30 protein-coding genes and 2 tRNA genes are annotated in these 25,317 nt (G+C 45.0%); 2 read left to right on the top strand and 30 right to left on the bottom strand.

Annotation, left to right across the window (positions count from 1 at the left end):
- Position 1: 1 nt before the first annotated feature.
- The 8 genes from fabF to BM101_RS04885 form a co-directional block, all read right to left on the bottom strand.
- Positions 2-1,237: a beta-ketoacyl-ACP synthase II gene (gene fabF / locus BM101_RS04920; RefSeq protein ID WP_177194387.1), complete on the bottom strand. Its 1,236-nt coding sequence runs from the start codon at positions 1,235-1,237 to the stop codon at positions 2-4.
- 15 nt (positions 1,238-1,252) lie between these two features.
- Entirely contained in the window at positions 1,253-1,984 is a 732-nt protein-coding gene (gene fabG, locus BM101_RS04915) for a 3-oxoacyl-[acyl-carrier-protein] reductase (RefSeq protein WP_087031911.1), read from the bottom strand.
- 29 nt (positions 1,985-2,013) lie between these two features.
- On the bottom strand, positions 2,014-2,940 hold the full coding sequence (gene fabD / locus BM101_RS04910; RefSeq protein WP_087031914.1) for an ACP S-malonyltransferase: 927 nt from the start codon (positions 2,938-2,940) through the stop codon (positions 2,014-2,016).
- A gap of 21 nt (positions 2,941-2,961) precedes the next feature.
- Positions 2,962-3,921 (bottom strand): enoyl-[acyl-carrier-protein] reductase FabK, encoded by a 960-nt coding sequence (fabK, locus tag BM101_RS04905; RefSeq protein WP_087031917.1) that lies wholly within the window; start codon positions 3,919-3,921, stop codon positions 2,962-2,964.
- Positions 3,922-3,950: 29 nt separating this feature from the next.
- A complete protein-coding gene (locus BM101_RS04900; protein ID WP_087031920.1) occupies positions 3,951-4,175 on the bottom strand; it encodes an acyl carrier protein in 225 nt (74 codons plus the stop codon).
- Positions 4,176-4,202: 27 nt separating this feature from the next.
- On the bottom strand, positions 4,203-5,180 hold the full coding sequence (locus BM101_RS04895) for a beta-ketoacyl-ACP synthase III (protein WP_087031923.1): 978 nt from the start codon (positions 5,178-5,180) through the stop codon (positions 4,203-4,205).
- 4 nt (positions 5,181-5,184) lie between these two features.
- Complete coding sequence (gene fabT, locus BM101_RS04890; protein ID WP_087031926.1) at positions 5,185-5,646, bottom strand: fatty acid biosynthesis transcriptional regulator FabT; 462 nt, start codon at positions 5,644-5,646, stop codon at positions 5,185-5,187.
- A gap of 333 nt (positions 5,647-5,979) precedes the next feature.
- Entirely contained in the window at positions 5,980-6,288 is a 309-nt protein-coding gene (locus tag BM101_RS04885; protein WP_342746164.1) for a DUF2187 domain-containing protein, read from the bottom strand.
- Between the two features lie 255 nt (positions 6,289-6,543).
- Here BM101_RS04885 and BM101_RS04880 point away from each other — a divergent pair, with 255 nt between their 5' ends.
- Positions 6,544-6,846, top strand: a complete 303-nt coding sequence (locus tag BM101_RS04880; RefSeq protein ID WP_087031929.1) for a hypothetical protein — start codon at positions 6,544-6,546, stop codon at positions 6,844-6,846.
- Between the two features lie 176 nt (positions 6,847-7,022).
- Positions 7,023-7,334 (top strand): YjgN family protein, encoded by a 312-nt coding sequence (locus tag BM101_RS04875; RefSeq protein WP_087031932.1) that lies wholly within the window; start codon positions 7,023-7,025, stop codon positions 7,332-7,334.
- Between the two features lie 151 nt (positions 7,335-7,485).
- Here the strand turns inward: BM101_RS04875 and BM101_RS04870 are convergent.
- The 22 genes from BM101_RS04870 to BM101_RS04765 all read right to left on the bottom strand — a co-directional run bounded on the left by BM101_RS04870 (position 7,486) and on the right by BM101_RS04765 (position 25,299).
- Positions 7,486-7,559: transfer RNA gene (locus BM101_RS04870), tRNA-Arg, on the bottom strand.
- A 228-nt stretch (positions 7,560-7,787) separates the two neighbouring features.
- Positions 7,788-7,861: transfer RNA gene (locus tag BM101_RS04865), tRNA-Arg, on the bottom strand.
- A 216-nt stretch (positions 7,862-8,077) separates the two neighbouring features.
- Complete coding sequence (locus tag BM101_RS04860; RefSeq protein WP_087031935.1) at positions 8,078-8,374, bottom strand: hypothetical protein; 297 nt, start codon at positions 8,372-8,374, stop codon at positions 8,078-8,080.
- 100 nt (positions 8,375-8,474) lie between these two features.
- Entirely contained in the window at positions 8,475-9,878 is a 1,404-nt protein-coding gene (locus tag BM101_RS04855; protein WP_087031938.1) for an FRG domain-containing protein, read from the bottom strand.
- A gap of 374 nt (positions 9,879-10,252) precedes the next feature.
- Positions 10,253-11,506 carry a methionine gamma-lyase family protein gene (locus BM101_RS04850; protein WP_087031939.1) on the bottom strand — a complete coding sequence of 418 codons (1,254 nt, stop codon included), beginning with the start codon at positions 11,504-11,506 and terminating at the stop codon, positions 10,253-10,255.
- Positions 11,490-12,749: a GTPase HflX gene (gene hflX / locus BM101_RS04845; RefSeq protein WP_177194385.1), complete on the bottom strand. Its 1,260-nt coding sequence runs from the start codon at positions 12,747-12,749 to the stop codon at positions 11,490-11,492. The genes BM101_RS04850 and hflX overlap by 17 nt, the downstream gene beginning before the upstream one ends.
- A gap of 23 nt (positions 12,750-12,772) precedes the next feature.
- The gene (miaA, locus tag BM101_RS04840; protein ID WP_245825632.1) at positions 12,773-13,729 is read right to left on the bottom strand and encodes a tRNA (adenosine(37)-N6)-dimethylallyltransferase MiaA; all 957 of its coding nucleotides are present in this window, start codon (positions 13,727-13,729) and stop codon (positions 12,773-12,775) included.
- The gene (locus BM101_RS04835; protein ID WP_087031942.1) at positions 13,722-14,462 is read right to left on the bottom strand and encodes a glycerophosphodiester phosphodiesterase; all 741 of its coding nucleotides are present in this window, start codon (positions 14,460-14,462) and stop codon (positions 13,722-13,724) included. Before BM101_RS04835 ends, miaA begins: the two co-directional genes overlap by 8 nt.
- A gap of 124 nt (positions 14,463-14,586) precedes the next feature.
- Complete coding sequence (recN, locus tag BM101_RS04830; protein WP_087031945.1) at positions 14,587-16,305, bottom strand: DNA repair protein RecN; 1,719 nt, start codon at positions 16,303-16,305, stop codon at positions 14,587-14,589.
- 38 nt (positions 16,306-16,343) lie between these two features.
- Positions 16,344-17,186, bottom strand: coding sequence for a TlyA family RNA methyltransferase (locus BM101_RS04825; protein ID WP_087031949.1), 843 nt, complete (start codon positions 17,184-17,186; stop codon positions 16,344-16,346).
- Between the two features lie 12 nt (positions 17,187-17,198).
- On the bottom strand, positions 17,199-18,101 hold the full coding sequence (locus BM101_RS04820) for a polyprenyl synthetase family protein (RefSeq protein ID WP_087031951.1): 903 nt from the start codon (positions 18,099-18,101) through the stop codon (positions 17,199-17,201).
- Between the two features lie 3 nt (positions 18,102-18,104).
- Positions 18,105-18,353, bottom strand: a complete 249-nt coding sequence (locus tag BM101_RS04815; RefSeq protein ID WP_087031954.1) for an exodeoxyribonuclease VII small subunit — start codon at positions 18,351-18,353, stop codon at positions 18,105-18,107.
- Positions 18,334-19,686 (bottom strand): exodeoxyribonuclease VII large subunit, encoded by a 1,353-nt coding sequence (gene xseA / locus BM101_RS04810; RefSeq protein WP_087031957.1) that lies wholly within the window; start codon positions 19,684-19,686, stop codon positions 18,334-18,336. The genes BM101_RS04815 and xseA overlap by 20 nt, the downstream gene beginning before the upstream one ends.
- A gap of 16 nt (positions 19,687-19,702) precedes the next feature.
- Complete coding sequence (gene folD / locus BM101_RS04805) at positions 19,703-20,542, bottom strand: bifunctional methylenetetrahydrofolate dehydrogenase/methenyltetrahydrofolate cyclohydrolase FolD (RefSeq protein WP_087031960.1); 840 nt, start codon at positions 20,540-20,542, stop codon at positions 19,703-19,705.
- Between the two features lie 322 nt (positions 20,543-20,864).
- A complete protein-coding gene (gene nusB, locus BM101_RS04800; protein ID WP_087032134.1) occupies positions 20,865-21,305 on the bottom strand; it encodes a transcription antitermination factor NusB in 441 nt (146 codons plus the stop codon).
- A gap of 11 nt (positions 21,306-21,316) precedes the next feature.
- Positions 21,317-21,739 carry an Asp23/Gls24 family envelope stress response protein gene (locus tag BM101_RS04795; protein ID WP_087031963.1) on the bottom strand — a complete coding sequence of 141 codons (423 nt, stop codon included), beginning with the start codon at positions 21,737-21,739 and terminating at the stop codon, positions 21,317-21,319.
- A gap of 26 nt (positions 21,740-21,765) precedes the next feature.
- Positions 21,766-22,326 (bottom strand): elongation factor P, encoded by a 561-nt coding sequence (gene efp, locus BM101_RS04790; protein ID WP_087031966.1) that lies wholly within the window; start codon positions 22,324-22,326, stop codon positions 21,766-21,768.
- A 68-nt stretch (positions 22,327-22,394) separates the two neighbouring features.
- The gene (locus BM101_RS04785; RefSeq protein ID WP_087031969.1) at positions 22,395-23,456 is read right to left on the bottom strand and encodes a M24 family metallopeptidase; all 1,062 of its coding nucleotides are present in this window, start codon (positions 23,454-23,456) and stop codon (positions 22,395-22,397) included.
- Positions 23,457-23,739: 283 nt separating this feature from the next.
- The gene (locus tag BM101_RS04780) at positions 23,740-24,093 is read right to left on the bottom strand and encodes a hypothetical protein (RefSeq protein WP_087031972.1); all 354 of its coding nucleotides are present in this window, start codon (positions 24,091-24,093) and stop codon (positions 23,740-23,742) included.
- 10 nt (positions 24,094-24,103) lie between these two features.
- A complete protein-coding gene (gene comGF, locus BM101_RS04775) occupies positions 24,104-24,571 on the bottom strand; it encodes a competence type IV pilus minor pilin ComGF (protein WP_087031975.1) in 468 nt (155 codons plus the stop codon).
- Entirely contained in the window at positions 24,540-24,881 is a 342-nt protein-coding gene (locus BM101_RS04770) for a hypothetical protein (RefSeq protein WP_087031978.1), read from the bottom strand. Before BM101_RS04770 ends, comGF begins: the two co-directional genes overlap by 32 nt.
- Complete coding sequence (locus tag BM101_RS04765) at positions 24,856-25,299, bottom strand: prepilin-type N-terminal cleavage/methylation domain-containing protein (RefSeq protein WP_087031980.1); 444 nt, start codon at positions 25,297-25,299, stop codon at positions 24,856-24,858. The genes BM101_RS04770 and BM101_RS04765 overlap by 26 nt, the downstream gene beginning before the upstream one ends.
- Positions 25,300-25,317 lie beyond the last annotated feature (18 nt).

The raw sequence follows: 25,317 nt of genomic DNA, 5'->3' as shown, positions 1-25,317 counted from the left end.
ATTAAGCCTCCCATTTTTTGAAGCATAACACAGCGTTATGTCCACCAAATCCTAATGAATTGCTCAATGTGTAGTTCACTTCTTTTTCGCGGCCTTGGTTTGGTATATAGTCCAAATCGCATCCTTCATCCGGAACTTGGAAACCGATTGTAGGCGGCAAGAAGTCGTCTTGGATTGCCTTCACGCATGCTACGGCTTCAATCCCACCGGCAGCCCCCAACAGATGTCCTGTCATGCTCTTTGTGCTTGAAATAGCCACGTTATATGCTTCTTCACCAAAAGCGTACTTGATGGCTGCTGTTTCACCAGCATCATTCGCCGGTGTACTTGTTCCGTGAGCGTTGATGTAATCAACTTGCGCTGGTGTGATGCCCGCTTCTTTCATAGCTTGCAGCATGGCTTTGCCTGCGCCGCTTCCGTCTGCGGATGGTGCCGTCATATGGTACGCATCGCATGTAACGCCGTATCCGACAACTTCCGCCAATATGGTTGCTCCACGTTTTTCCGCGTGCTCCAGACTTTCCAGCATCACAATACCGGCACCTTCACCCATAACAAATCCATCTCTTTCTTTGTCGAATGGAATGGAAGCGCGGTCTGGATCGGTACTTGTAGATAGAGCTGTCAATGATGCGAAGCCGGCGATGCCGATTTCACAAACGGTCGCTTCTGCCCCACCAGCCAGCATAAGGTCTGAATAGCCATGCTTGATGTTGCGGTAAGCTTCACCGATTGAGTTTGTTGCAGAAGCGCAAGCTGTAACGATGTCCATGCTTGGGCCTTTAGCACCGAATTTAATGGCTGTGTTACCCGCTGCCATATTACCGATTGCCATCGGTACGAATAATGGCGGCACTCTTTTCGGTCCTTTTTCATGCATTTTGATGATACCGGATTCCATTGTGATGAAACCGCCGACTCCTGATCCGATGATAACACCGAAGCGATCAGCATCAATTTTTTCTAAATCAATGCCGCTTTGTTCAACTGCTTGAGCAGAAGCAGCAACCGCATATTGCGAGAATAAATCCATGCGTTTAAATTCTTTGCGGTCCATATATTTTGTAGCATCAAAGTCTTTGACTTCACCTGCAACGGTTATGCCTGTTTCGGTTGCATCAAATTTGGTAATTTCAGAAATTCCGTTTTTACCATTCTTGATGCCGTCCCAAAATTCAGCTACTGTATTTCCTAAAGGTGTAATGGCACCCATCCCTGTAATAACAACGCGATTCATAATTATCCTCCAGTCCTACATATACATGCCGCCATTGACACTGATTGTTTGGCCCGTTATGTAAGTATTCTCACTTAAGAAGACAGCTGTGTTAGCTACTTCTTCGGCCTTCCCAAATCGTTTCAATGGAATTTGCGTTAACATTTGTTCTTGAATCTTTTCAGAAAGCACATCTGTCATTTCCGTTTCGATGAAACCGGGTGCAATGGCATTACAAGTGATGCCTCTTGTGGCAGCTTCACGTGCCACTGATTTTGTCAATCCGATGATTCCGGCTTTGCTGGCAGCATAGTTTGCTTGTCCAATATTGCCTGTTTCACCGGCAATGCTTGAGAGGTTGATGATGCTGCCGCTTCTTTGCTTCAACATAATCGGCAAAGCATGGCGAATCATATTGAATGTCCCCTTCAAGTTCACTTGATAGGTTGCATCGAAATCTTCTTCATCCATGCGCATGATTAGTTTATCACGTGTAATTCCCGCATTATTAACTAAAACGTCGACAGAACCGAATAGTTCCTTGGTTTGGCTAACTATTTCTTTTGCAGTTTCAAATTCACTGACGTCCCCTAAAATAGTTTTGACAATGACGCCAAAAGATTCTAAATGAGCTACTTTTTCTTCAGCGATTGGTTTACGAGCATTTAATACGATATTGGCTCCGCGTTTCGCATATGCTTCAGCGATGGCTTCCCCAATCCCTCTGGAACTTCCAGTGACGATAACCGTTTTACCTTTTAAATCCAAGGGTACCCCTCATTTCTTATATAATCGTTTTATTTTTGTAACGCTTCGATGGTTTTGTTGAAAGATTTCAGATCTTCCACATTGTAGATGGACACGTCTTTGTTTATCTTCTTGATGAATTTACTCAAAGTCGTTCCTGGACCCACTTCCACGAATGTATCCACACCTAAATCGATCATCTTAAGTACGCTGTCTTCCCATAATACAGGAGATTCTACTTGCCTCACCAAGAGACCCTTGATGGCATCTTTCGTAACAACGGTAGCTTCTGTATTGCCGATAACCGGAATAGTTGGTTCGTTTACGGTTAATTCGGATAAAGCTACTGCCAGCTTTTCTGCAGCCGGATGCAACAAAGCAGTATGGAAAGGACCGCTGACGTTCAACGGAATAATCCTTCTTACACCTTTTGCTTCCAGCAGTTCGATCGCTTTGTCGACGCCTTCGATTTCACCGCCGATGACGATCTGTGTCGGCATATTGTAGTTGGCTGGAGCCACATATGCCGTTTTACTCGCTTCACGGCACGCCTCTTCGATGACAGAACGTTCAGCATTCATGACGGCAGCCATTTTCCCGCGACCTGCAGGGACGGCTTCACTCATGTATTTCCCACGTTTTGCAACTAGCGAAATAGCCTCATTAAAAGAAAAAGCATTGGCTTTCACCAGTGCTGTATATTCTCCGAGGCTTAATCCTGCAACAAAATCTGGCTGAATTCCCTTTTCAGCTAGTAATTGATCAAGGGCGTAGCTAACCGTTAAGATTGCTGGTTGCGTATATTCAGTTAAATGAAGCTGTTCATTTTCTTGGAAACAAAGATTTGCTACATCGTATCCAAGAACAGCGGAAGCTTCATCGAAAACATTACGGACAACTGCATATTCGTTATAGAGTTCTTGACCCATTCCAAAATATTGCGCACCCTGACCGCTATAGACAAAAGCTATTGCCATTTTTCCACCTCTATATATCCGTTATTCCGACCACATTTTTGCTTGTGATAGAATAACTTCTTTGCATTCATTCATATAATCTTGAATAATTTCATGACACGTTTGTTCTTTCGAAATCAGACCGGCAATCTGTCCAGCCATCATCGAACCGTAGTCTTTGTCGCCTTCAACCGTCGCTTTTCGCAAAGCCCCTTTGCCCATTTTTTCAAGCTTCGCCAAGTCCGGGTTTTCTTTGCTTGTTTCTTCTTTTTCAACTTGCAAATATTCTCTAGTCAATTTGTTGCGCAGCACACGAACAGGATGTCCCGTAATTTGACCGGTAACAACTGTATCGATATCCTTCGCTTTCAAAATGGCGTTCTTGAAATTTTGATGCGCATTTGATTCCTTGGAAACAACGAAACGAGTCCCAACCTGGACAGCAGATGCGCCCAACATAAATGCAGCGGCCATTCCACGTCCATCACCAATACCGCCGGCAGCGATAACCGGAACGGAAACAGCGTCGACAACCTGAGGTACTAAAGCCATTGTAGTTGTTTTACCGATGTGTCCACCGGATTCCATCCCTTCAACGACAACCGCATGTGCGCCATCTTTTTCCATTCTTCTCGCCAAAGCGACAGAAGCGACAACCGGGATAACGATAATCCCAGCTGCTTTGAATTGGTTCATGTATCTTGCTGGACTGCCCGCGCCGGTTGTAACAACTTTTATGCCGGAAGCAATCACTGCTTCAACAACAGCATCGACATGTGGATTCAAAAGCATGATGTTGACGCCGAACGGTTTGTCGGTCAATGATTTCATTTTAGAAATTTTATCGTTCACAACATCCACAGGGTCATGTCCAGTCCCTATTAGACCTAAGCCACCGGCATTAGAAACGGCACTTGCTAAATCAGCATCCGCAACCCACGCCATCGCTCCTTGAATGATGGGATATTGGATACCTAATAATTCACATAATTCCGACTTCATACAAGTCCTACTTTCCTAATGACTGCTTATTATGCTAATTGAGCGTCAACGTATTTAACTAAGTCTTCAACAGTGTTGATGCCTTCGTCTGATTCGATTTTGATGTCGAATTCGTCTTCGATGTCGTTGATGATTTGGAATAAGTCTAAGCTGTCAGCATCTAAGTCTTCTCTGAAGTTAGTTGTTAATTGTACTTCTTCTACTTCTTTGTCTAATTGGTCCACGATAATAGCTTGAATTTTTTCGAATGTCATAATAAATTCCTCCAAATAATGTTTTTTTTAGTTTAATGATATTACTATGGCGCCCCAAGTAAGGCCGCCACCAAATCCTGTCATCAGCACTTTGTCTTTCGTGCCGAGTTGAATTTCTTTCGATTGAACGAGCTGATCAAACAAAATAGGTATACTGGCCGCAGAAGTGTTACCCGTATCCGCAATGTTGCTGGCAAACAAAGAGAAAGGCAATTTCACCTTTTTGCTGATTGCTTCCAATAAGCGGATATTGGCTTGATGAGCTATGATTTTCTTCAAATCGCCTTCGACAAGATTGCCTTTCAGCATTACATCCCGGATCATATCCGGCACACTGCGGATTGCAAAATCAAAAATTGCTCTGCCATCCATCGTAAGGTAGGATTGCTCCTCTTCCACGGTTCCGCCAAACGGACTTGTCAGCTTTCTTGTATCCGACACCAAGGCTCCGTGGCGTCCGCCATCGGAATGGATGTCTTCTGCAACAAAACAGTCGTCTTCCGTTCTTTCCAACAATACGCCACCTGCACCGTCCCCAAACAGGACAGCCGTCGATCGGTCTTCCCAATTGACTGCTTTTGACATTGTTTCTGCACCAATGATCAAGCCATATTGATACAAATTACTTTGCATCAGATGGATCCCGGTGGATAAGGAATACACAAATCCCGAACAGGCTGCATTGATGTCAAAACAAAAGGCCTTTGAAGCGCCAATTTTCTCTTGAACCAGGCAGGCAGTCGATGGACTTGCAGCATCCGCTGTCATTGTTGCCACGATGATGAAATCGATTTGATCCGCAGTAATATTTCTATTCTGCAGGATGTTAAGAGCGGCTTTGCTGGCCAAATCCGAAGTGTTTTCATCCTTCGAAATATGTCTTTGGCGAATACCTGTCCTCTTGCTGATCCATTCATCGCTTGTATCCATGATTTTAGCGAGATCATCATTTGTGATGACCTGTTCCGGAAGATAATGTCCGGTAGCGCTAATTTTTGAACCCATTGTATCAACCCTGTTCCTTGATATTTTGAACTAAACCGAATAGGAACCCGTGAAGATTGTTTAGACCTTTCAGCAAAACTTCAACTTCTTGATTGTCCATATCATGAATGGTATTTTCCACCATTTCTCTATGGAACTTATCATGAAGTCGGTAGAGCAAGCGCCCCTTTTTGGTTAGTCCTAGATTTACTACTCTGCGGTCGTTTTTCATACGAATGCGTTCGACATACCCCTTTTTAACAAGAGAATTTATAGCCACCGTCAAGGTTCCCGCAGTTATGTTCAATATTTTCGCTACTTCAGAAGTAGTATGATGATCATACATGCCGATTGCTTCGACAGTATGCATCTCCTTTATGGATAAATCAGAAAAAGTGCTCACACGCAGTGCGTGCTCTTCAATATCCAACACTTCATTAAAAATAGCCACGAGAAATGAGTTTATTTTATCAATGGAATGATCCAAAGAAATTTCTCCTCCTTTCGATAACTATCCTGTCAAACAACATTGCTTGGTGTTCAAATAGTTTGATGGTCAAACTATTCGCTGTTCAAACTATATAAAATTTTATTTTTTATGTCAAGCATTTATGGAAAAATAGTCATTTATTTTCATAAAATGTTTGGGATTTCAAATGTAATCCCAAAAGGTATCCCCACAGTGTAGCGTTATGTAAAACGAAATCTCGACTACCCTATGACGGGGTGAATGCAGCGTGTGATTTTGCAAATGGATGCCTGGCACTCAAATCCTATCAACAAAAAAAGCAACGGTTCCCGTTGCTTTAGACCAAACTATTTATTCTCCAACCTTAACGAATTCCTCAATATCCTTGAAATTTACAATAGTCTTATCCTCGCAGATGTCTTTCATCGTATTTGAGGATAGATCCCAATAAATTTCAACAACTGCGCTGTTCGTCAAAAGCTTTCTGATTACGCCGACCATTTCTTGCTTCCGAAATGTGAATTTAATTTGATCGCCAATTTCAGGCCGGATGGATTCCTTGATCGCATCGACAACCTCTAAAGCCTGATCGTATGATACTCCAAGCAGATTTGCGATACGAGAGTTACTCGTACCCTTACGCAATTCACTTTCAATCATAGTTTTCGTTTCTTTAGTAATATTTCGTACCATTTCTATAATCGCCTCACTTTTATGAACCGGGAACCACAACACACACTTACTGACAATAGTATACCATACTTTCCCTAATATTTCCTGTTTAACTATTATTGGCATTAACATCGATACATAACTTTCATTTTATTGACTTTGATAAAATACTTAAAGATTTATTGTTTTTGGGTTATAATGGTTACGTGAATAAGTTAACAATAGATTAGAGGAGGTCTCTTTATGTTGAACGACCCTATTACCTTACTCAAGTATGAATACCGTGTTCATCCAGGCGAATACTTCAATGTGGACACGTATTGGGTAAAAAGCCCAGCGGAAGTAAGAACCGTCATTATCGATCAAGACCATGTCTTCACGAAAATGGTGAGCTTCTATCCTAAGAATTTCGTCATCTTTCTGGAACAGTTCCCGGATCAAAGTATCTATCGAACAAATTATCCTCTGCGCAAAATCCAGAACAGCGACTCCCACGAAGTTGTATTCGATGAAACCCAGAAGGATGTCTACGAATATCTGGACTGACACGCTGCAACCGGCATGCAAAATAGTCTGCTCAACGCGCATACACCGGGACTTCACTAACAATTTCATTTTCTGATACATGGGCTTGCGGGGCAATCTGCTCCAAGGCCCTTTTTCTTTTTGCCATTATCAGGCTTATAAATGAGAAACGATCATTTTGAAAAGAGGGAACAATTATGAATGCAAAAAATAATTCTTATTTTGATGGCGGCTTGACACAGCTCATCATCATTTCCTTACTCGGTGCCATCATAACCGGATTGACCTTTGGCATTTGCTACCCCTGGGCGCTGTGCATGCAATACAAATGGAAAATTGAACATACTGTCATCGAAGGCAGACGCTTGGAATTTCATGGTACAGCCTTGAGTTTATTCGGAAACTGGGTAAAATGGCTTTTTCTCCTCATCATCACATTTGGAATCTATGGATTCTGGGTAGGAATCAAACTGGAAGACTGGAAAGCCAAAAATACCAATTTTGAATGATGCCAAATTCCCAATAACGAATCGGTTCAATCGCTCCGCTCTAGAGAGCCCGAAGCATCAGCACAAGCTCATCTGCCCTTACCTCAGGAAAGGGCAAAAAAAGGTTATCATCTCTGCCCTTCGGCAAGGATGATAACCTCTTTTTTTATTACGTCTCAAGAGGGATTCGAACCCCCGACCGTTCGCTTAGAAGGCGAATGCTCTATCCGGCTGAGCTATTGAGACATTATGGAAAACCATTGAGAAACTTCAACTTGCCTGCCCTTTGACAACACGAACCAAAGCTTTCCCAGTTCATTTGTCACTTTTACTATAGTAACATATTTCTCCGTCAGTATCAAGATTTTTTTGCTTGCAAGATTTTTGACAACTTCAAAACCAGGCAAAAAAATAGCCGCAGCATTGTATGGACAATGTTTTGGCGGTCATCGTTTTACTGCCAGAATGTTACTACGTCTCAAGAGGGATTCGAACCCCCGACCGTTCGCTTAGAAGGCGAATGCTCTATCCGGCTGAGCTATTGAGACATGTATGAGCAACCTATTTGCGACTCACAACATTTATAAGTATATGAGATAAGAGCTGATCTGTCAACACTTTTTGGATGGTTTTTTACATAAAATTTACGTTTCAAACAATTTTTTGATGAAAAAAACAAGGCACCCCAAAGTGAAGTGCCGGTTGAATTCCAATCTTTTCATTTTCAAAGAAATATTATTATATTAATATATGCCCCACGACAATCAGCTAAGCAGAAAAACCACTGACTTCAGCAGTTCCATCTTCTCCACCGCATATCGATAGTGAAGCTTTGCAATTTCCAGGTTTCCCTCCTCTTCATTCATGCTGGCAAGATTTTCTTCTGTATTATCCTTTATCCAGTTTCCTTTTGCTTCCGCCAGCACAATTTCCTGATTTTCGGCCTCTTTTTTTGTACGGATGACATCAAACCTCAAAAACTCGAATTTCTCTTCCAGCTCCTTCATTTTGATGGGATCCTTCTCTTTCAGCTCAACTATTTTCCTTTTTAATTCTTCCATGACGTATCATCCCCCTTATTCCCAAAGACCATTATCCGGCTTGATCCTGTTTCCAGCCTCTTCGCTCGAAGCAGATGCCCCTTTCCATCCATTCTGATTTTCACAAATATTGCCTCTTCATATAATCCGAGAAACTCTGCGATTCGGGAAATAGATATTGCTCATTTATCCCCATCACGGAAAGATTTATTCGTATTTCATTTTTGTAGATGGAAGGAACAACGTAGCGGCTTATTTTCCCTTCGGCTAATAAGCCATCCTCACTACTCAACCTGAAAGCTCCGATAGAATCAGCGATGCCTTTATATTTCAGATTAGGGCTATTTTTCCCGTCAGCTTCCAACCCCGAAAGGATAAAGGAATCGCCTTGCCGCACCTTCCGTTCTTCATCTCTGAAGGGTTTGATGACAAAACTTTTGAACAAATCAGCAGGATCAATGATCGGTTCGAAATCGCCCACCATCCGCCTTACCTCATGGATCAGTTTTTTAGTGACCTTTTGTCCATTGAATTCCGCTTTGGGCCCTTCGTCGGCCGTCTTATCTTTTAAGGCATTTCTCTTTTTGTGATACGTTGCTCCCGCTTTGGACAGTTCATCCTTCTGTTTCATGCTTTGCGTGGCGAGCGCACTGACGATTTCGACAGCATCACTGAAACGCCCTTTTTGATTTTCACTGTCGACTTCAAAAATGATGAGTTCGCCATCATAGTCATCATTTTGGGATACTGCGTAATACAAACCCGCCAATGGATTTGAGGTAATGTCCAGTAACCTCGTCGCCAAGCCCCGTTGATGCATTACCCGCAAGGCATCGATATGTCGCCTGCAATCTGAAATTTCTTCGGGTCGACCGGTGATCCATTCGTCAAACATGTCGGCTTCATGCCCCAAGATACTTTCTCTGTATATTCTGGGTAAGAGTTTATAATTGACGCTGTCCTGTCCTCTGTAGTAATAATTTTTCAATTCTTTTTGAAAATGCGCAAAGATCACTTCTCTTGTATATTCCATTTCTGCTGTATTTCTGAATGGACTAAGGTTGGTTTTGTTCCTTGTCTTCTCATATTCCGCAATTTGTTCTAACGCCCTGTCTTTTTGTTTTTTTTGAAGTCCACTCAGGAAGTCATAAAGGTTGGTAATAAATCTGATTTCGACATTTTCACCTACCAAATAATATTTCTGGATGGCATTGGAAAAGTCGATCTCTTGTTTGTTTTCTTGATCCCGCTCCGCCCCTTTTTTAAGCTCCGCCATTCTGGGAGTTCCCTTTCCATCGTTTCCCCGATAACTTTTGATCTGAAATTTTCCATTCAATGGGTTATCCGTTTCGGCAATAAAAGGCCTCAGATGTTTCTCAACAAAATTATCGATGTACGTTTCGTATCTTTTTCTTCCAACTTCCCGTTTCTCAGGCTGATAATAATCGAGAAAATCATTGATACACACTACGTCGTTAAAAAAAGCATATTCCACCATTTTAACCAGCACATCATCCGTTTTCATCGTCACACTTCCTTAAAGAATATAGGCATTGACCAATTGGCCGTTGTTAAATTATAAGATCACTTCAAATTTACTATGTTTTTTTTGATAATACCATTATATCATAATAGCGCTCCCAACATGCATTTAACGCTATCGCGGCCTCGTCATTATTCACCTTGACGATTTTTTTCCGTTCCCTTAAGCGATTCCCTGCGCAAACGCAGGAAGGTTCCTCGTTCGTCGCGGCCGTGCCGTCCAATTACTCCAACACCACAAAACCATGAGGTTCCGGAATATCAAAAAAACAGACCCTCATTGTTAAAACAACAATGAAAGTCTGTCGGTTTCCACTATACAAAGGCCACAGAGCTACGCCCGCAATGAAGGATCATTTAGGCGAAAAACGTGTCCTTTACCGCAGCCGTAACGGCTAATTTGACGTGTTCATAGGTCAAGCCGCCCTGCACGTACAAGAGATAGGGCGCACGGATCGGGCCATCCGCAGTCAATTCAAGGCTAGCCCCTTGGATAAAGGTACCAGCAGCCATGATGACGTCATCTTCGTACCCTGGCATATAGGCGGGTATCGGTTTTACGGTGGAATTTATCGGCGAATATTTTTGGATGGTCTGCGCAAAGGCGATCATGGCCTCCTTGGAAGGCAACGCCACCATCTGGATCAAGTCCGTGCGGTAGCTATCCCACGTCGGTGTCGTGGCAACGCCGCACTCCTCCAACATCGCTGCAGTAAAGACGGCACCCTTGATTGCTTCGCCTACGACATGCGGCGCCAAGAAGAGGCCTTGGTACATTTCCAAGAGGCTGTATAGCGATGCTCCCGCTTCGCGGCCGATGCCAGGCGTCGTCAGTCGGTACGCGCAGCGTTCAACCAAGTCTTCCCGGCCGGCAAGATAGCCGCCCATCTTCACCAGGCCGCCGCCTGGATTTTTGATCAAAGAGCCGGCAATCAAGTCGGCGCCGACTTCAATCGGTTCTACTGTTTCGACAAATTCGCCGTAACAGTTATCGACAAAGAAAACAGCGTTCGGCGCATGCGGTCTGATTGCCTCGATCATCTGCTGTATTTCGATGATCGTAAAGGATGGTCTGGCTGCATACCCGCGTGACCGTTGGATTCCGATCATCTTTGTTTGCGGGCTTATTTTTTCCAGCACCGTGCTGATATCCACTTTGCCGTCCTCCAGCAAATCCACATGTTGGTATCCGATATTGTATTCTTTCAATGAACCGATGCCGTTGCCGGTAACTCCCACGATATCCAGCAACGTGTCATACGGTTGGCCGGTTGCATAGATCAGCTCGTCTCCCGGTCTCAGCACTCCAAAAATTGCGGTTGCGATGGCATGTGTACCGGAAATGATCTGCGGTCGCACCAGCGCGGCTTCCGCCTTGAATATGTCCGCATAGACTTTTTCCAAAGTATCTCTGCCGTCGTCATCGTAGCCATAGCCGGTGCTGGGGTTGAAGTGATAGTCACTGACCCGGTTATCCCGGAACGCATCCAAGACTTTCGCCTGATTGAACAGAGCCTTTTCTTGGATTGTTTTAAAGACAGGCTGGATTTTCAAATCAACTTTTCCAACCATTTTTTCCAACGATTGTTCTTCTTTATTCATCACTTGCATGCGTGCTAACGTCTCCTAACCATTTCGAATTCCTTTTTGCATACCCTCTCAAACGGTACACATTGCTTTCCTCGATGTATTCAATCGATTCAACGAATGTCTCCTGTTGCATTTTATTCAATGTATTGCCTTCTGCCCCACTGGCAGAAATATCTCTTGTATAAGGGACCAACATTTTTGCGATCTCTTCCCAAAGGAAATCCTTCAAGCGGCCGATATCATCCTCATCAATAGCGGAAATCATGATGTTCGGGTATAAACGCGGCTGGAAATCAGGTGAGGCTAAATCGATTTTGTTGTAGATCGTCAACATAGGCGTTTTGTCCATATCCAAGTCCTTGAGCAGTTTCAATACGGTTGCCTCATGCTGATCGATATAGCTTGTCGAAGCGTCGACGACATGCAGAAAGACATCCATATTTCTGCTCTCTTCCAAAGTGGAATGAAACGCATGGATCAATTGGGTCGGCAAGTCCTGGATAAACCCTACCGTGTCGGTGATGGTCGCCTGGAACTGATTCGGCAACGTCAACTTGCGCGTCAAAGGATCCAACGTTGCAAAAAGTTGATTTTCTTCGTAGGTTTTTGCATCGGTCAAACGATTGATGATCGTCGATTTCCCTGCGTTCGTATAACCGATCAAACCTATCTGGAACACTTCGCTTGCACGTCTCTTTTCTCTTGCGCGTTCCCGGTGTTTTTCCGTTTCTTCCAGCGTTTTCTTGATTTCTTGCATTTGGCTACGGATATGACGACGGTCGGTTTCCAATTTCGTTTCACCGGGGCCTCTTGTTCCAATACCGCCGCCCAGTCTCGACAAATTGACCCCTTGTCCGGACAAGCGCGGCAATAAGTAATCCAGCTGCGCTAACGCGACCTGCAATTTTCCTTCTTTGCTTCTGGCGCGCATGGCAAAAATATCCAATATCAATTGCACGCGGTCAATGACCTTGCAGTCGACGGTTTCTTGGATATTGCGTACTTGCCGTGCTGTCAATCCATGGTGGAAAATGACCGTATCAGCTTCCAATTCGGCGCATAGGTTAACCAGTTCTTCCACTTTCCCCTTGCCGATGATCGTAGCCGAGTCAGTCCGTTCTCTTTTTTGAGTCAACACCCCTACGACTTCCCCTAATGCCGTTTCCGTCAATTGGGCAAGTTCACTCAATTCATATTCAAAGAATTCATCCGACTGCGTTGTTTGCACACCAACCAAAATGACTCTTTCTCTCGCGTTTTCCATGTTTATTCCAACTTTCTTTTTTATCAATTGTTATCGATAAAATCATCCACCAGGTTTTCGACCCTCGCCAGAGCATCTTTATCCTGAATAAGGTCAAACCAATGGATCTTTTTCATTCTGTTCCTGAACCACGTCAATTGCCGTTTTGCATAGCGGCGTGAGTTTTGCTTTAGATTTTCTGTCGCTTCCTCGAGTGAGACCTTCCCTTTGAAAAAATCAAACCATTCTTTGTAGCCGATTCCTCTGGTGGACTGCGCTTTTTCCGGAAGATCCAGATCATAAAGGGCCCTTGCTTCCTCCAGGAGACCATTTTCAAGCATGCTGTCCACTCGCCTGTTGATTCGCTCATAAAGGATGCTGCGGTCCGTATTCAACCCAATCAGCAGAGCGTCATAATGGGCTTCGGCTTCTCTGTCTTCTTGCTCGGAAAACAACTTGTCGCCGAAGTGGATCACTTCCAACGCGCGGATGACCCTCCTGCTGTTATTCGGATGAATCTGTTCGGCTGCTTTCGGATCTTTTTCTTTCAATTGTGACCAAATCTGCTCCGCACTGGTTTTTTCCAGCTCGTCCTCCAGTTGCTGCCGGTAGGTAGGATCTTCGATCGCAACACCGCCGAACTGCATATCAAACAACAGCCCTTCGATATATAATCCGGATCCCCCTACTATAATAGGAAGCTTCCCGCTCGCCGAAATCCTATCAATGGCTTCTCTGGCGTCCCTTTTAAAATCCGCGGCCGTATAATCTTCGGTAACCGGCACAAAGCCGAGCAAATGGTGCGGAATGCCTTCCGCTTCCTCTTCCGTCACTTTGGCCGTGCCGATATCCAATCCTTCATACACTTGCATGGAATCGCCATTGATGATTTCCCCGTTGCATTTTTTAGCCAAATGAATGCTCAATGCGGTTTTCCCGACAGCGGTCGGTCCGACGATAACAACTACTTTCGTCAGCGCTTTTTTTTCTTCCTCAACCACCCTGAATCACCTTCCTCAACTGCAAAGCCCTCTCAGGAAAATCGGTAATCATGGAATCGATATTTCTCCGCAAACATACCTGCATCTCGACCTTGCGATTGACGGTCCATACGCGCAGAGGGATGCGGGATGTTTCGAAAGGGGGCAAACTCCTTAAAATGGAAAATTTGGGATGCCATCCGCCAACCGGCACACCTTGACCCAGTTCAATAACATTCTTACCTGTTTCGCTGAATAATAAAGCGATTTCCGCTTCCTTTTGCAAAGCTTTTATTTTCTTTAATGTACCATAATGGAAACTGGAATAAATGATTGTGAAATTGGAAAGGTAGGGTTCGGTCAAACCCAATACTTTTCCTTCTATTTCCGGATATTGAAAAACATCCGTCTTCAGTTCGATATTGAGCACACCCGCGAACCTGCATTCTTCCAAAAAAGCCAGAACTTCCTGCAGAGTCGGAATCTTGCAGTCGCTGTATTTTTTGTCGAACCAACTTCCCGCATCCAAATCCTTCAACTGTTTCAAGGTAAGGTCCTTCACATAACCATTGCCATTGGTCGTCCAATCGACGGTTTCATCATGGATGACAACTACTTCGCCGTCCTTCGACAAATGGACATCCAATTCTATACCGTCGCTGTGGACGGCCATAGCTTCCTGGAAAGAAACCAAGGTGTTCTCAGGTTTCGTTCCGCGACTGCCTCGATGAGCAATTATTTTTGTATAGGCCATCGTTTTTCGAAATCCTTTCTTGCATTGCCTAAAAATAAAGGCGGGAAAATGTCCCGGCCTCGGTGTTTTATATGATAGCGACGGCACCCCTGGTCGTTCCAAAAACCAACCCGGACAAGCAGGGCTAAACGATTTTTGCATCGCTTTCCTTCTTTTTCTCGGAATCTGCCAAATCCAACAATTCCTTCGCATGTGCAATCGACAGTTCCGTGATATCGGTTCCCGCCAACATCCTTGCCACTTCGTTTATCCGTTCTCCGTCAAACAACGGATGGACATGCGTTCGGGTCCTGTCTTCGATGATTTCTTTTTCGATGTAAAGGTGGTGATCCGCCATTGCCGCCACCTGCGGTAAATGGGTGATGCACAACACTTGCGAGTAGGATGCCACCAGATGGATTTTATTGGCGATGGCCTGGGCGACGCGGCCCGAAACGCCGGTGTCGACTTCATCAAAAATGATGCTCGTGATGCCCTGCGTTTTCGTGAAGATTGCTTTCATCGCGAGCATCATCCTGGAAAGTTCTCCGCCGCTCGCGACCTTCGACAATGCCTTGATCGGTTCACCTACATTGGTTGCAACATAAAATTCGATGTCATCCAACCCGTTCTCGAAGATGGCGACCTTTCCGTTTTTCTCGTGAAAGACCGTCTGGAAGGTCACTTTTTCCATATACAGCTCTTTCAATTGCAGATGGATCTGTTCTTCGAGCGATTTCGCTGCGCGTTTCCTGATGACGGTCAGCTGTTTTCCGATTGCAAAGACTGCTTCTTTCGAGCTGATGTATGCGACATTCAACTTTTCCAGATAGCTTTCCCGGTTTTCGATCAAGTCTAATTCCTCAGCTATTTTCTGGTAATGCGCCAGGATTTCACCGATTGTGTTTCCGTACTTGCGCTTCAACTGGTAGATGGTATCCAAGCGGCTCTCGATTTCATTCAAGCGGCCCTCATCATAGGACATTTGCTCAATCTCCGACAAAATTTCAGCAGCGCTCTCCTGCAATTGATAGTAAGCGGCCGAAACATTCGCAGCGATTGCCTGATAGGTTGGATTGATGTCTTTCACTTTATCCAACGCCGACATGCTGACGCCGATTTTATCAATCCCGTTTTCCTCGCTGTTCTGCAAAGCATCATAGGCAGTCGTCAACGACTGCGTGACTTTCTGGAAATTGACCAGCAAATTCCTTTCGTCGTCCAGTTTGTTCTCTTCTTGTTCATCCTTCAGCTTTGCTTGCTCAATTTCTTTAATTTGAAATGACAACAGATCGATCCTCTGCGCATTCTCTTTTTCATCGGACTTGAGTTGGATCAATTGTTTCCGCACCTGCGTATATTGTTCATAAGCTGCACGGTAACTGTCTTTGATTTTTTTCAACTCAGGTCCTGCGAATTGATCGAGCAGATTGATGTGTTTTTGCGGATCCATCAGTTCCTGATGCTCATTCTGTCCATGGATATCGATCAATGTTTCGCCTACTTCGCGCAACACCGACACGGTTACAATCGTCCCATTCACGCGCGATACATTTTTCCCGTTGCGGGACACCTCGCGCTGCAATAAAATCTGATTATCGTCCGATTCGATCCCATATTCCTCAAGAATTTCCGCGGTATTTGTATGTTGGGGCATCGTGAAAAGCCCCTGGATCACGGTTTTTTTTTCGCCGTAACGAATCATATCGTAGGAACCTCTTCCGCCTGCCAAAAGTCCTACTGCATCGATGATGATGGATTTGCCGGCGCCTGTTTCGCCAGTCAACACGGTCATCCCTTCATCAAAGCTCACTTGAAGATCTTCAATTATAGCAAAATTTTTAATCGACAATTCCTGCAACATTATTCGCCATTCTCCTTCGAATTTGATCCTTTAATAGCCTATTTTTCAGACACCGAAACTGCTTTGCTTTTCAATTGTATGTATGCATCTTTGACCACTTGAGGGGCGTCTATTTCAGCTGAAATGATGCCGGGTGTGTGGCTGTTTGCTTGCAGGTGAACCAAGAACTCGATGTTGCCGGTTCCACCGGTTATCGGGGAAAAGCTCAGATTCAGCACATCGAAACCAGCTAAAGAAGCGAATTCCAAAATGTCTTTCAACACCTCGTTATGGACTTCGGGATTGCGAACAATCCCTTTCTTGCCGATTTTGCCTCTGCCGGCCTCAAATTGCGGCTTGATCAACGCCACCACATCGCCGCCGACTTCGATGATCTCCTTCAAAACGGGAAGAATCAGCTTCAGCGAAATGAAGGATACGTCGATGGAAGCCATCTGTGGCCTTCCTTCTGTGAAATCTTCTAGTTTGCTGTAACGGAAGTTCACGCGTTCCATAACGACGACACGTTCATCCTGACGCAGCTTCCAATCCAATTGATTGTAGCCTACATCCAAGGCGTAACAGAGTTTTGCCCCGTTCTGCAAGGCGACATCTGTAAAGCCGCCGGTTGAAGAGCCGATATCCAAAAAGATTTTGTCTTTCGGATCCACATTAAAAAGCGCAATGGCTTTCTCTAACTTCAAACCTCCGCGGCTTACATACTTCAGCGTTTCCCCTTTGATGTGCAGAATTTTATCGGTGGGGATTTTTTCGCCTGGCTTATCGTAGCGTTGGTTATTTTGATCGTATATTTGGCCTGCCATAATCAATCGTTTAGCCTTTTCACGGGAATCGGTCAATCCTTGTTGTACTGCCAGTAAATCCAATCTTTCTTTTTCCATCATTTTCTCCCGTTATATTCTGATATAGTCTAAAAACTGATGAAGGACGATTATTTTGTCGCGTTCATCAGCTGGAAATGCACCCTCAGCCGCTAATTCATCCAGGCACCCTTCCGCGTTTCTGATGACATCATTCAATGCCAGCATCGCTTCTTTGGTCCCCAGGATGGAAGGGTATGTATTTTTGTTCATTTCTGCATCGTGATGGATTTTTTTGCCTGTTTCGTTTTCGTCCAATACGACGTCTTTTAAATCATTGTGGATCTGATAGCCCAGCCCCAAGTATTTGGCGAAAGCTTGCATCTTGCCGGAAAAATGCGGATCGGCATCTGCGACTAAACAACCTGCCGATACGGCAAATTCGATCAGTGCCCCCGTTTTCTTCTCATGGACTTGCATCAGCTCTTCAATCGTCAGCTTTTTCTCTTCGCCCTCGATATCGTCCATTTGTCCCGCTATCATCCCGTTTGGCCCGGCAGCTTTCGCCAACAGGGCAATCAAACGGATTTTTTGGCTGTCGGACAAATTTTGGCTTTCCGCCAACATTTCAAAAGCCGCAGTCAAAAGTGCATCCCCCGCAAGGATGGCGGTCGCTTCCCCGTAAACCTTATGTGAAGTGAGCCTACCGCGGCGGTAATCGTCATTATCGATTGCCGGCAAATCATCGTGGATCAAAGAGTAGGTATGAATGAACTCCAATGCTGCCGCAGGAGCAAATCCCTTTTTGACGTCCCCCCCCGCCAGCGCGAGGGTCGCAAACACCAACAAGGGGCGAATTCTTTTGCCGCCTCCCATCAAAGAATACGCCATCGCTTCATGGAGGCTTTCTTGCATAGGGACGCAATTGCCCAATTCAGAATACAGATAGTCATCGAATTTGCCCATCCACTCTGTTTGAAATTCATTTAGATTCATGGATTATTCACCTTCTGTCTCTGGTTTATCTTCCTCGAAAGAAATTTCGTCGCCATTGGGTGCCACGATTTTTGTCAACGTTTTTTCAGCATTATTCAAAGTATCCTGACAATACTTGCTTAAACTCATGCCTGCTTTAAATTGTTCCAAAGCCTCTTCTAAAGGGACGTCTCCCGACTCCAATTTGGTCACGATTGCTTCCAATTGTGTCATAGCCTCTTCGAAGCTCAGTTTATTCTTGGATTGTGTCATTTTTTTCCTCCACCACTCGTTTTACTTCCGCCTCTGCATACCCGTCAGCGAAATTCACTTTCAATTTATCGCCGCTCTGCAATTGTTTGACGGCATTCACTATATTCCCGTCCTTGGTCGTATAGCTGTACCCGCGCAGCATGATTTTTAAGGGGCTGAGCAGATCAAGGGATTGCATCCCATTCGCCAGCTGTTGCTGTTTTTGTTGCAGATAGCGTTGCATCGCTTTTTGTAAGGCATCTTCTGTTTGCGTCAACTGTTGTTGGGCCTGCATAACATCCCGCACCGGGCTTTTATTTTCCAAGCGCATCTGCAACCTTTGCAGCTGGTTTTTCTGCAATTGTAATTGGTTCGCCATCTGATTCGCCAAGCGCAGCTGCATTTGATCCAACTTTACGGTATAGCCTTCATACATCCGTTCCGGCTGCCTGAAAATATAGGAGTGCATCGAGCGATTCAGCCGTTGTTGTTGCAAGGATAGCGTATTTCTGATTTTCTGGTAAAGCCTGTTGTCCAACTGATCGATGTGACGCAAGACATCACTTAATACCGGCACGGAAAGCTCCGCCGCCGCAGTAGGGGTTGCGGCACGGACATCCGCCACAAAATCGGATAAGGTCGTATCCGTCTCATGGCCCACCGATGAGATGACCGGCATAGCCATGGCCGCGATTTGTCGGACCACCGCTTCTTCGTTGAATGGCCAAAGATCCTCGATGGAGCCTCCTCCACGGGCAACGATGACGACGTCAAAATCGCCTTTTGCCTCTATCGCCTGAAGATTCCTGACGATATTCGGAGCGGCATCCTTGCCTTGGACAATTGTCGGGAACAGGACGAGCTGTACAATCGGATATCTCCTTTTGACGGTTGTCATGATATCCCTAATGACTGCCCCACTTGGACTGGTCACAATCGCAATTCTTTTCGGAAACTGCGGCAGTATTTTCTTCGGCAAGGAAAACAAACCTTCATTCGAAAGTTTCTCCTTCAATTCCGAAAATGCTTGATAAAGCGCCCCTACGCCGTCGGGCTCCATGTGTTCGATGACGATATTGTAAATTCCGCTGGCCTCGTAGACATTTACGCGGCCGACGACCAACACCTTCATACCTTCTTTTGGCGTGAACTTCAGCTTGTCGAACTCCCGCTTGTACATGACCGCTGAAATGACGGCATTATCATCTTTCAAGCTGAAATATTGATGGCGCGGTCTGACCCGGAAATTCGAGATTTCCCCTGTCAGATAGACCCTATCCAAATAGGGGTCGGCATCGAATTTTCGCTTGATGTATTTTGTTAACGCCGTGACCGTTAAATAGAGAGGTTCCAAATTTGTACCCCCTTGATTATTTTACTTTGTCTATTGTTTGTTGCAAAAGCATCGTGATCGTCATCGGACCTACTCCACCTGGAACCGGTGTAATGTAGCCTGCAATCCCTTTTGCACTTTCTGTATCCACATCGCCGATCAATTTGCCGTTGCTGTCTCGGTTCATTCCGACATCGACAACTACGGCGCCTTCCTTGATGAAATCAGCGTTGATGAAATGACCTCTGCCGATAGCCGCGACCAAAATATCTGCTTCTTTGGCAAGTTCCTTCAAGTTTTGTGTGCGGGAATGGGCGATGGTGACAGTGGCATTTTTATTCAACAGCATGATGGCCATCGGTTTGCCTACGATGTTGCTGCGGCCGATCACAACCGCCTTTTTGCCTTCGATATCAATGTTGTATTCTTCTAATATTTTCATTATCCCGTAGGGTGTGCATGGCAAAGCAGATTCGTTGCCCAAGAAAAAATTACCAACATTCATAGGATGGAAGCCATCAACATCTTTTTCATAGCGGATGGCACGGAGAACCTTTTGTTCATCTATATGTTTCGGCAACGGCAATTGCACCAGGATACCGTGCATGCTGTCATCTTCATTTTGTTTTTCAACTTCTTTTAAGAGTTCTTCTTCGGAGATGGTTTCCGGAAGACGGACCACGCGGGAGTTCATGCCCATCGCTTCTGATTGTTTTTCTTTATTGCGCACATATACTTGGCTGGCTTTATCTTCGCCGACTAAGATGACACAAAGGCCGGGTGTTTTCCCTTCAGCAGTCAGTGCTGACACTTGTGCTCTCATTTGTTCCTGCATTTTTTTAGCTAAAGCTTTACCATCCATTAAAATCGTTTCCATTAATCTATCTCCTTCTCCTTGGGGATTCTCGTTTTATTTTAACATAATATCAAAGGCACTGTGATAATACCTTTCATAGAAGCGTATCATTTTTTTAAAAAAAAGGCATTCTTTTTGTACGGAAAGCGGGGAAAAATCCCCCTACTCCTCGAGTAAGGAAACTCGATGGCCTAGAGGCTAAGTTGCTGAGAGACTTCTAAATTCAGAGGAATCAACGTGACCGTACCGGTCAGTTACTCAAACGTCACAGTGCGACGTTTGAGGTACCCCATGAACATAAATGTCAAAAAAAGAAAAAGAAAAACCCTTAAGCCAGGAAGCATTAAGGATTTTCATTTTTTGGAATTAAATTCGACAATACACCATTGATAAATTTGCTCGATTGTTCATCGCAATACAGTTTCGCGATTTCAATCGCTTCATTCAACGCGACGCGCTGCGGTACTTGTTCAGTATCCCCAAAAAGCATTTCATAGGCGGCGATTTGCATGATGAGCGCATCGGCTTTCGCAAGACGTCCAACCGTCCAATTTTTCAGATAAGGCTGGATAGCTTTATCGATTTCTTCTTGATTATCCAATACACCATTGACTAAAGTGGTAAGGTAAGGGTAATCCGCTACTTCGATATCATCTTCGACATTCAATTCTTCCAGATCACTAAGCAACGCTTGTCTGATTGCTTCCTGAGGAGTCAACTCCGGATTGGTCTTTAATTGAAATAAAGCTTGCAGCGCTTTTTCTCTGATTTCTCTTCTTGTCATTTGCGAGGAGCTCACTCGGTATCCCCCAATTCTTCATCCAGATCCAAATAAGGATTTTCTTCACCTTTAGGTGTCACTAATCCAACGACATGAACATTTACTTCTGATACTTCCAGGTTACTCATGAACAACACTTGTTCTTTCACCCTTTGTTGCATTTCCAATGCGACTTTGGGTACCGATTCGCCATATTTCACATAGCAATAGACATCAACGACAAGACCATTCTCATCGACAGTCAAGCGGACCCCCTTGTTATGTGCTGCGCGACCCAACAGTTCATTTACGCCGGATTTAAAGGTGCCTTGCATGGCATAGACGCCTTCTACTTCGTTGGCGGCAATGCCGGCAATCACTTCAATCACTTCCGGTGCAATTTCAATCTCTCCAAATGGCACGGGGCCATTTGACAAAGGGATATTAGTTTCTTCCATTATTCGTCATTCTCCTTTCTGAGGAATCATTGTGCACGGGATACGTATGAACCATCTGTTGTATTGATGATTAACATATCATCTGCATTAATAAAGAATGGAACGTTGACCATCAACCCTGTTTCCATCTTAGCCGGTTTTGATCCACCAGAAGCAGTATCGCCTTTGATGCCTGGTTCTGTTTCTTCTACGCGCAAGATAACCGTGTTAGGCAAGTCCACACCTAAAGTTTCCGATTCGTACATGACGATCTGAACATCCATATTTTCTTTCAAGTAGTTCAATTCGTACTCGATTTGAGAAGCGCTCAGTTCAATTTGTTCATAGTTTTCTGTATCCATAAACACGTATGCGCCGGCGCTCTCATATAAGTATTGCATTCTGCGGTTCGCGATATGGGCTTTCCCAACTTTTTCGCCAGCACGGAATGTTTTTTCTTGAACGGCACCTGTACGCAAATTTTTAAGTTTAGAGCGGACGAACGCTGCACCTTTACCTGGTTTAACGTGTTGGAAGTCAACAACCTTCCATAAACCGCCATCAATTTCGATTGTTAAACCTGTTTTAAAATCATTTACTGAAATCATAGTTTTTCCTCCTGTGGTAACGTCATTTGCATTTAGTTTACCATTATTTATTCTTGGTTTCTATTTTTTTATAAAATAATCAGTTCTTTTGGCGAATGCGTGATGATTTCATTGCCTGCTTCGGTAATGATGAGATCATCTTCGATCCTGACGCCGCCTAAACCATCGATGTAGATGCCCGGTTCATTGGTGATGACGTTGCCGGGGACCAGCACTTTCAACGCTTTTTGAGAGGTATTTGGGGCTTCATGGATTTCAAGACCGATGCCATGTCCGTTGGAATGGCCGAAATATGCTCCGTAACCTTGCGCGGTGATATAATCGCGGGCAATGCTATCGACTTCTTTGCCCGTCATCCCTGCTTTGGCCTGTTCGTTGACCCTTAACTGCGCCGCCAGCACGATGTCGTAGATTTTTTTCAATTCCGGTTTCGGCTGACCGACGGATACAGTACGGGTCATATCGGAAACATAGCCGTTGTAATAACAGCCAAAGTCCAATGTCACAAAGTCGCCTTTTTCGATCAATTTGGGGCTCGCAACCCCATGAGGCATCGCGGAACGAATGCCGCTTGCGATGATTGTATCGAAAGAAACGCCCGTAGCTCCCAATTCGCGCATATGGAAATCCAGTCGGTTCGCAATTTCAATCTCAGATACCCCTGGGCGGATATAATCCAGAATAAAGGCGAAACCTGCATCAGCAATTTCGCAAGCTTTTTTGATGATTGCTATTTCGCTTGCATCTTTTACTTCCCGCAGCTCCTCGATGATCCCTGAAGCCGGCAGCAAATCGCAAGATACCAATTCTTCCAGTTCTTCTACCGTTCTGTAAGCCATCTGTGCGTCTTCAAACCCTAAAGAAGACAAGCCTTTTTCTTCAACGATCTTCTTCACTTCTTCTAAAATTGGGCCTTTGTTTTGAACGACTTGAAAACCTTTTGCCTGTGTTGCAGCTTGCTGAGTATAGCGGAAGTCAGTCACAAAAAAAGCTTCCTCTTGGGTAATGACCGCTAATCCGGTTGTACCCGTGAAATTGGAAACATATCGCAAATTATATTGACTTGTTACCAGCATCGCATCCATCTTCTCTGCTTTCAAGACGTCCTGCAATTTTGAGACTCTACTCATACATACATACTTCCTTCCAAAATTCAAATCTTCTCGTTCCACAAACATACTTATACAGTATAGCAAAAATCAAGCTATATAGATAGGGGGAAATCGCTCTGGCGATGGCAAGCAACAAGAGGATAGTGCTCCACGACAAAAAACCGGGAAATTTCTCCCGGCATGTTCGGATTGGCTGACTCAGCTACTGCGGATACTCTTATCAGCCACTTCTCCCGCTGAATGTTATGGCGGGAATGAGGAATGCTTTTGTCGTTATATACTGAGGGGGAATAGAAAGAATTCAGTTCAGCTTATCCAGATAGACTATCCGGATTTCCCCCGATTCCGAATAATCATCAGCAAGTATGACTGTGACCGTGATCGCCTCTCCATCGCCTTCCGCACAATTGACTTTCCCCGCCTGGAAAACAAGCGCCCTTGGTATGTCCCTTTCTTCGTATGTCCTTTCAGCATTCTTCCTTTGGATCCAGTACTCTGCATAAGCGAGCAACGTTTGTGCCTGATAATGATTCTTCGTGAGTTGATAGAGATACATCTGATTCCTGTACACTTGGATGACTCCCGTCAAAAACAGCTGCGACAGGAAAAGATAGAAGATGGTCACCGGTAAAATGGCGCCGCTCCTGTTTCGCAAAGGACCGTTCCTAAGGCAGTTTCTTCTGCATGACAAGATAGGCTTTGTAAGTCTGATTATCGGCGAAAACCGCCTGTATGGATATGCCTTCATTCGTCACCTCGTACTTAACGGACTTTATTCCCATCAACATCGGATGATGGCCGGTGCCATCTTTTTGGCGGACAATTTTATTACTGCTGAAGATGTAGGAATAGGTTGCCTTATCGGCCGGATTGACTGACTTCGTGTAGATGTTTGCGCTAGTCTTCTGGACCAGTACCTCATCGGCCAATTCGTTTTCCAATTGGTTCAGGAACAGATGCCATTGCGCGATGTTCGTCTTTTCCAGCTGTTCCTGGCTAGCCTGTATGACCTGCAGGCCGCCTGTCATCAAAAAAAGCAGCAACGTATTTACGGACAAAGCCAACAGCGCTTCTATGATCGTGAAGCCGGATTTCCGCATGTCATCGCACCGTCCCCTGCACTTCACTGACATGCACCAGCACCCCCTCTTGTCCAGCTTCCCCTTCTATCGTCAGGCCCTCGCTGTCAGGGTCCCAACCGATCCGGAAGACGATCCCGGCTGAAGTCACAGTCGCTGCCGGGGTGCCGGATTCGGCGATTACCCGCATCTGATCTTGGGCGACACGCCAAAGTTCCACTTCTTTGCCGGTCTGTTGCAAGGTCTGGAAAATCTGGATGGCATGAGGCACCAGCAAGTGCAACGAAACGGCAATCATGGAAAGGCCGATCAGACTCTCCAGCAGCATATAGCCTTGCTTATTTCTTAACTTTTTCGACCACATATCTGCCACTCCCTAGCTGGATTTTGATCGTGTACCGGTACCGGGCCGTATCCATGATGATGGAGTCCGGCTGCAGATAGCCGCTGCCGCTTTTGATATAGCTCGAATAGCCCTGTATGACTTTAGAACCTTGCGGCAAGAACAGCTTCCGGTTGACATAGGCCTCGCTTGTGGCAGCAGCTGTGAATGTCGCATAATGTCTGGCGTTGACAGGACGCAGCACCTCGAAGACCACGCTCTTCCCGGAAATGACCGCATAGCTTTGGGCGGTGTGGATTTCCGTCAAGAGGTCATCCAAGAAGAGGGCAAAAGCGAATTCCTGCGAAGCGGTACCTACCCGCGGCGATAGGGACAGCACCAGCGACGCAATCATCAGCACCAGCAGGCTTTCAATCAGCGTAAAGGCTTTGTTGTTCATTCCTCAACATCCATTCGT

Origin of the sequence: Trichococcus palustris (assembly GCF_900114465.1) — a bacterium.
Taxonomy (GTDB): Bacteria; Bacillota; Bacilli; order Lactobacillales; family Aerococcaceae; genus Trichococcus; species Trichococcus palustris.
Note: the sequence above shows the minus strand (reverse complement) of the source record. Positions and strands in the feature narration are given on the sequence as shown.

Excerpts from the sequence above, each read along its gene's own strand:
- BM101_RS04875 (WP_087031932.1), top strand. The coding sequence starts at position 7,023 with ATGAATGCAAAAAATAATTCTTATTTTGATGGCGGCTTGACACAGCTC.
- fabF (WP_177194387.1), bottom strand. The coding sequence starts at position 1,237 with ATGAATCGCGTTGTTATTACAGGGATGGGTGCCATTACACCTTTAGGA.
- BM101_RS04900 (WP_087031920.1), bottom strand. The coding sequence starts at position 4,175 with ATGACATTCGAAAAAATTCAAGCTATTATCGTGGACCAATTAGACAAA.
- BM101_RS04795 (WP_087031963.1), bottom strand. The coding sequence starts at position 21,739 with ATGGAAGAAACTAATATCCCTTTGTCAAATGGCCCCGTGCCATTTGGA.
- BM101_RS04860 (WP_087031935.1), bottom strand. The coding sequence starts at position 8,374 with ATGGAAGAATTAAAAAGGAAAATAGTTGAGCTGAAAGAGAAGGATCCC.
- BM101_RS04820 (WP_087031951.1), bottom strand. The coding sequence starts at position 18,101 with ATGAATCTAAATGAATTTCAAACAGAGTGGATGGGCAAATTCGATGAC.
- recN (WP_087031945.1), bottom strand. The coding sequence starts at position 16,305 with ATGTTGCAGGAATTGTCGATTAAAAATTTTGCTATAATTGAAGATCTT.
- BM101_RS04785 (WP_087031969.1), bottom strand. The coding sequence starts at position 23,456 with ATGAGTAGAGTCTCAAAATTGCAGGACGTCTTGAAAGCAGAGAAGATG.
- nusB (WP_087032134.1), bottom strand. The coding sequence starts at position 21,305 with ATGACAAGAAGAGAAATCAGAGAAAAAGCGCTGCAAGCTTTATTTCAA.
- BM101_RS04765 (WP_087031980.1), bottom strand. The coding sequence starts at position 25,299 with ATGAACAACAAAGCCTTTACGCTGATTGAAAGCCTGCTGGTGCTGATG.
- BM101_RS04835 (WP_087031942.1), bottom strand. The coding sequence starts at position 14,462 with ATGGCCTATACAAAAATAATTGCTCATCGAGGCAGTCGCGGAACGAAA.
- fabK (WP_087031917.1), bottom strand. The coding sequence starts at position 3,921 with ATGAAGTCGGAATTATGTGAATTATTAGGTATCCAATATCCCATCATT.
- folD (WP_087031960.1), bottom strand. The coding sequence starts at position 20,542 with ATGGAAACGATTTTAATGGATGGTAAAGCTTTAGCTAAAAAAATGCAG.
- BM101_RS04855 (WP_087031938.1), bottom strand. The coding sequence starts at position 9,878 with ATGAAAACGGATGATGTGCTGGTTAAAATGGTGGAATATGCTTTTTTT.
- BM101_RS04895 (WP_087031923.1), bottom strand. The coding sequence starts at position 5,180 with ATGGGTTCAAAAATTAGCGCTACCGGACATTATCTTCCGGAACAGGTC.
- fabD (WP_087031914.1), bottom strand. The coding sequence starts at position 2,940 with ATGGCAATAGCTTTTGTCTATAGCGGTCAGGGTGCGCAATATTTTGGA.
- comGF (WP_087031975.1), bottom strand. The coding sequence starts at position 24,571 with ATGTCAGTGAAGTGCAGGGGACGGTGCGATGACATGCGGAAATCCGGC.
- BM101_RS04880 (WP_087031929.1), top strand. The coding sequence starts at position 6,544 with ATGTTGAACGACCCTATTACCTTACTCAAGTATGAATACCGTGTTCAT.
- BM101_RS04770 (WP_087031978.1), bottom strand. The coding sequence starts at position 24,881 with ATGTGGTCGAAAAAGTTAAGAAATAAGCAAGGCTATATGCTGCTGGAG.
- efp (WP_087031966.1), bottom strand. The coding sequence starts at position 22,326 with ATGATTTCAGTAAATGATTTTAAAACAGGTTTAACAATCGAAATTGAT.
- BM101_RS04850 (WP_087031939.1), bottom strand. The coding sequence starts at position 11,506 with ATGCAAGTGATGAATAAAGAAGAACAATCGTTGGAAAAAATGGTTGGA.
- hflX (WP_177194385.1), bottom strand. The coding sequence starts at position 12,749 with ATGGAAAACGCGAGAGAAAGAGTCATTTTGGTTGGTGTGCAAACAACG.
- BM101_RS04815 (WP_087031954.1), bottom strand. The coding sequence starts at position 18,353 with ATGACACAATCCAAGAATAAACTGAGCTTCGAAGAGGCTATGACACAA.
- BM101_RS04885 (WP_342746164.1), bottom strand. The coding sequence starts at position 6,288 with ATGATTGAAAGTGAATTGCGTAAGGGTACGAGTAACTCTCGTATCGCA.
- BM101_RS04825 (WP_087031949.1), bottom strand. The coding sequence starts at position 17,186 with ATGGAAAAAGAAAGATTGGATTTACTGGCAGTACAACAAGGATTGACC.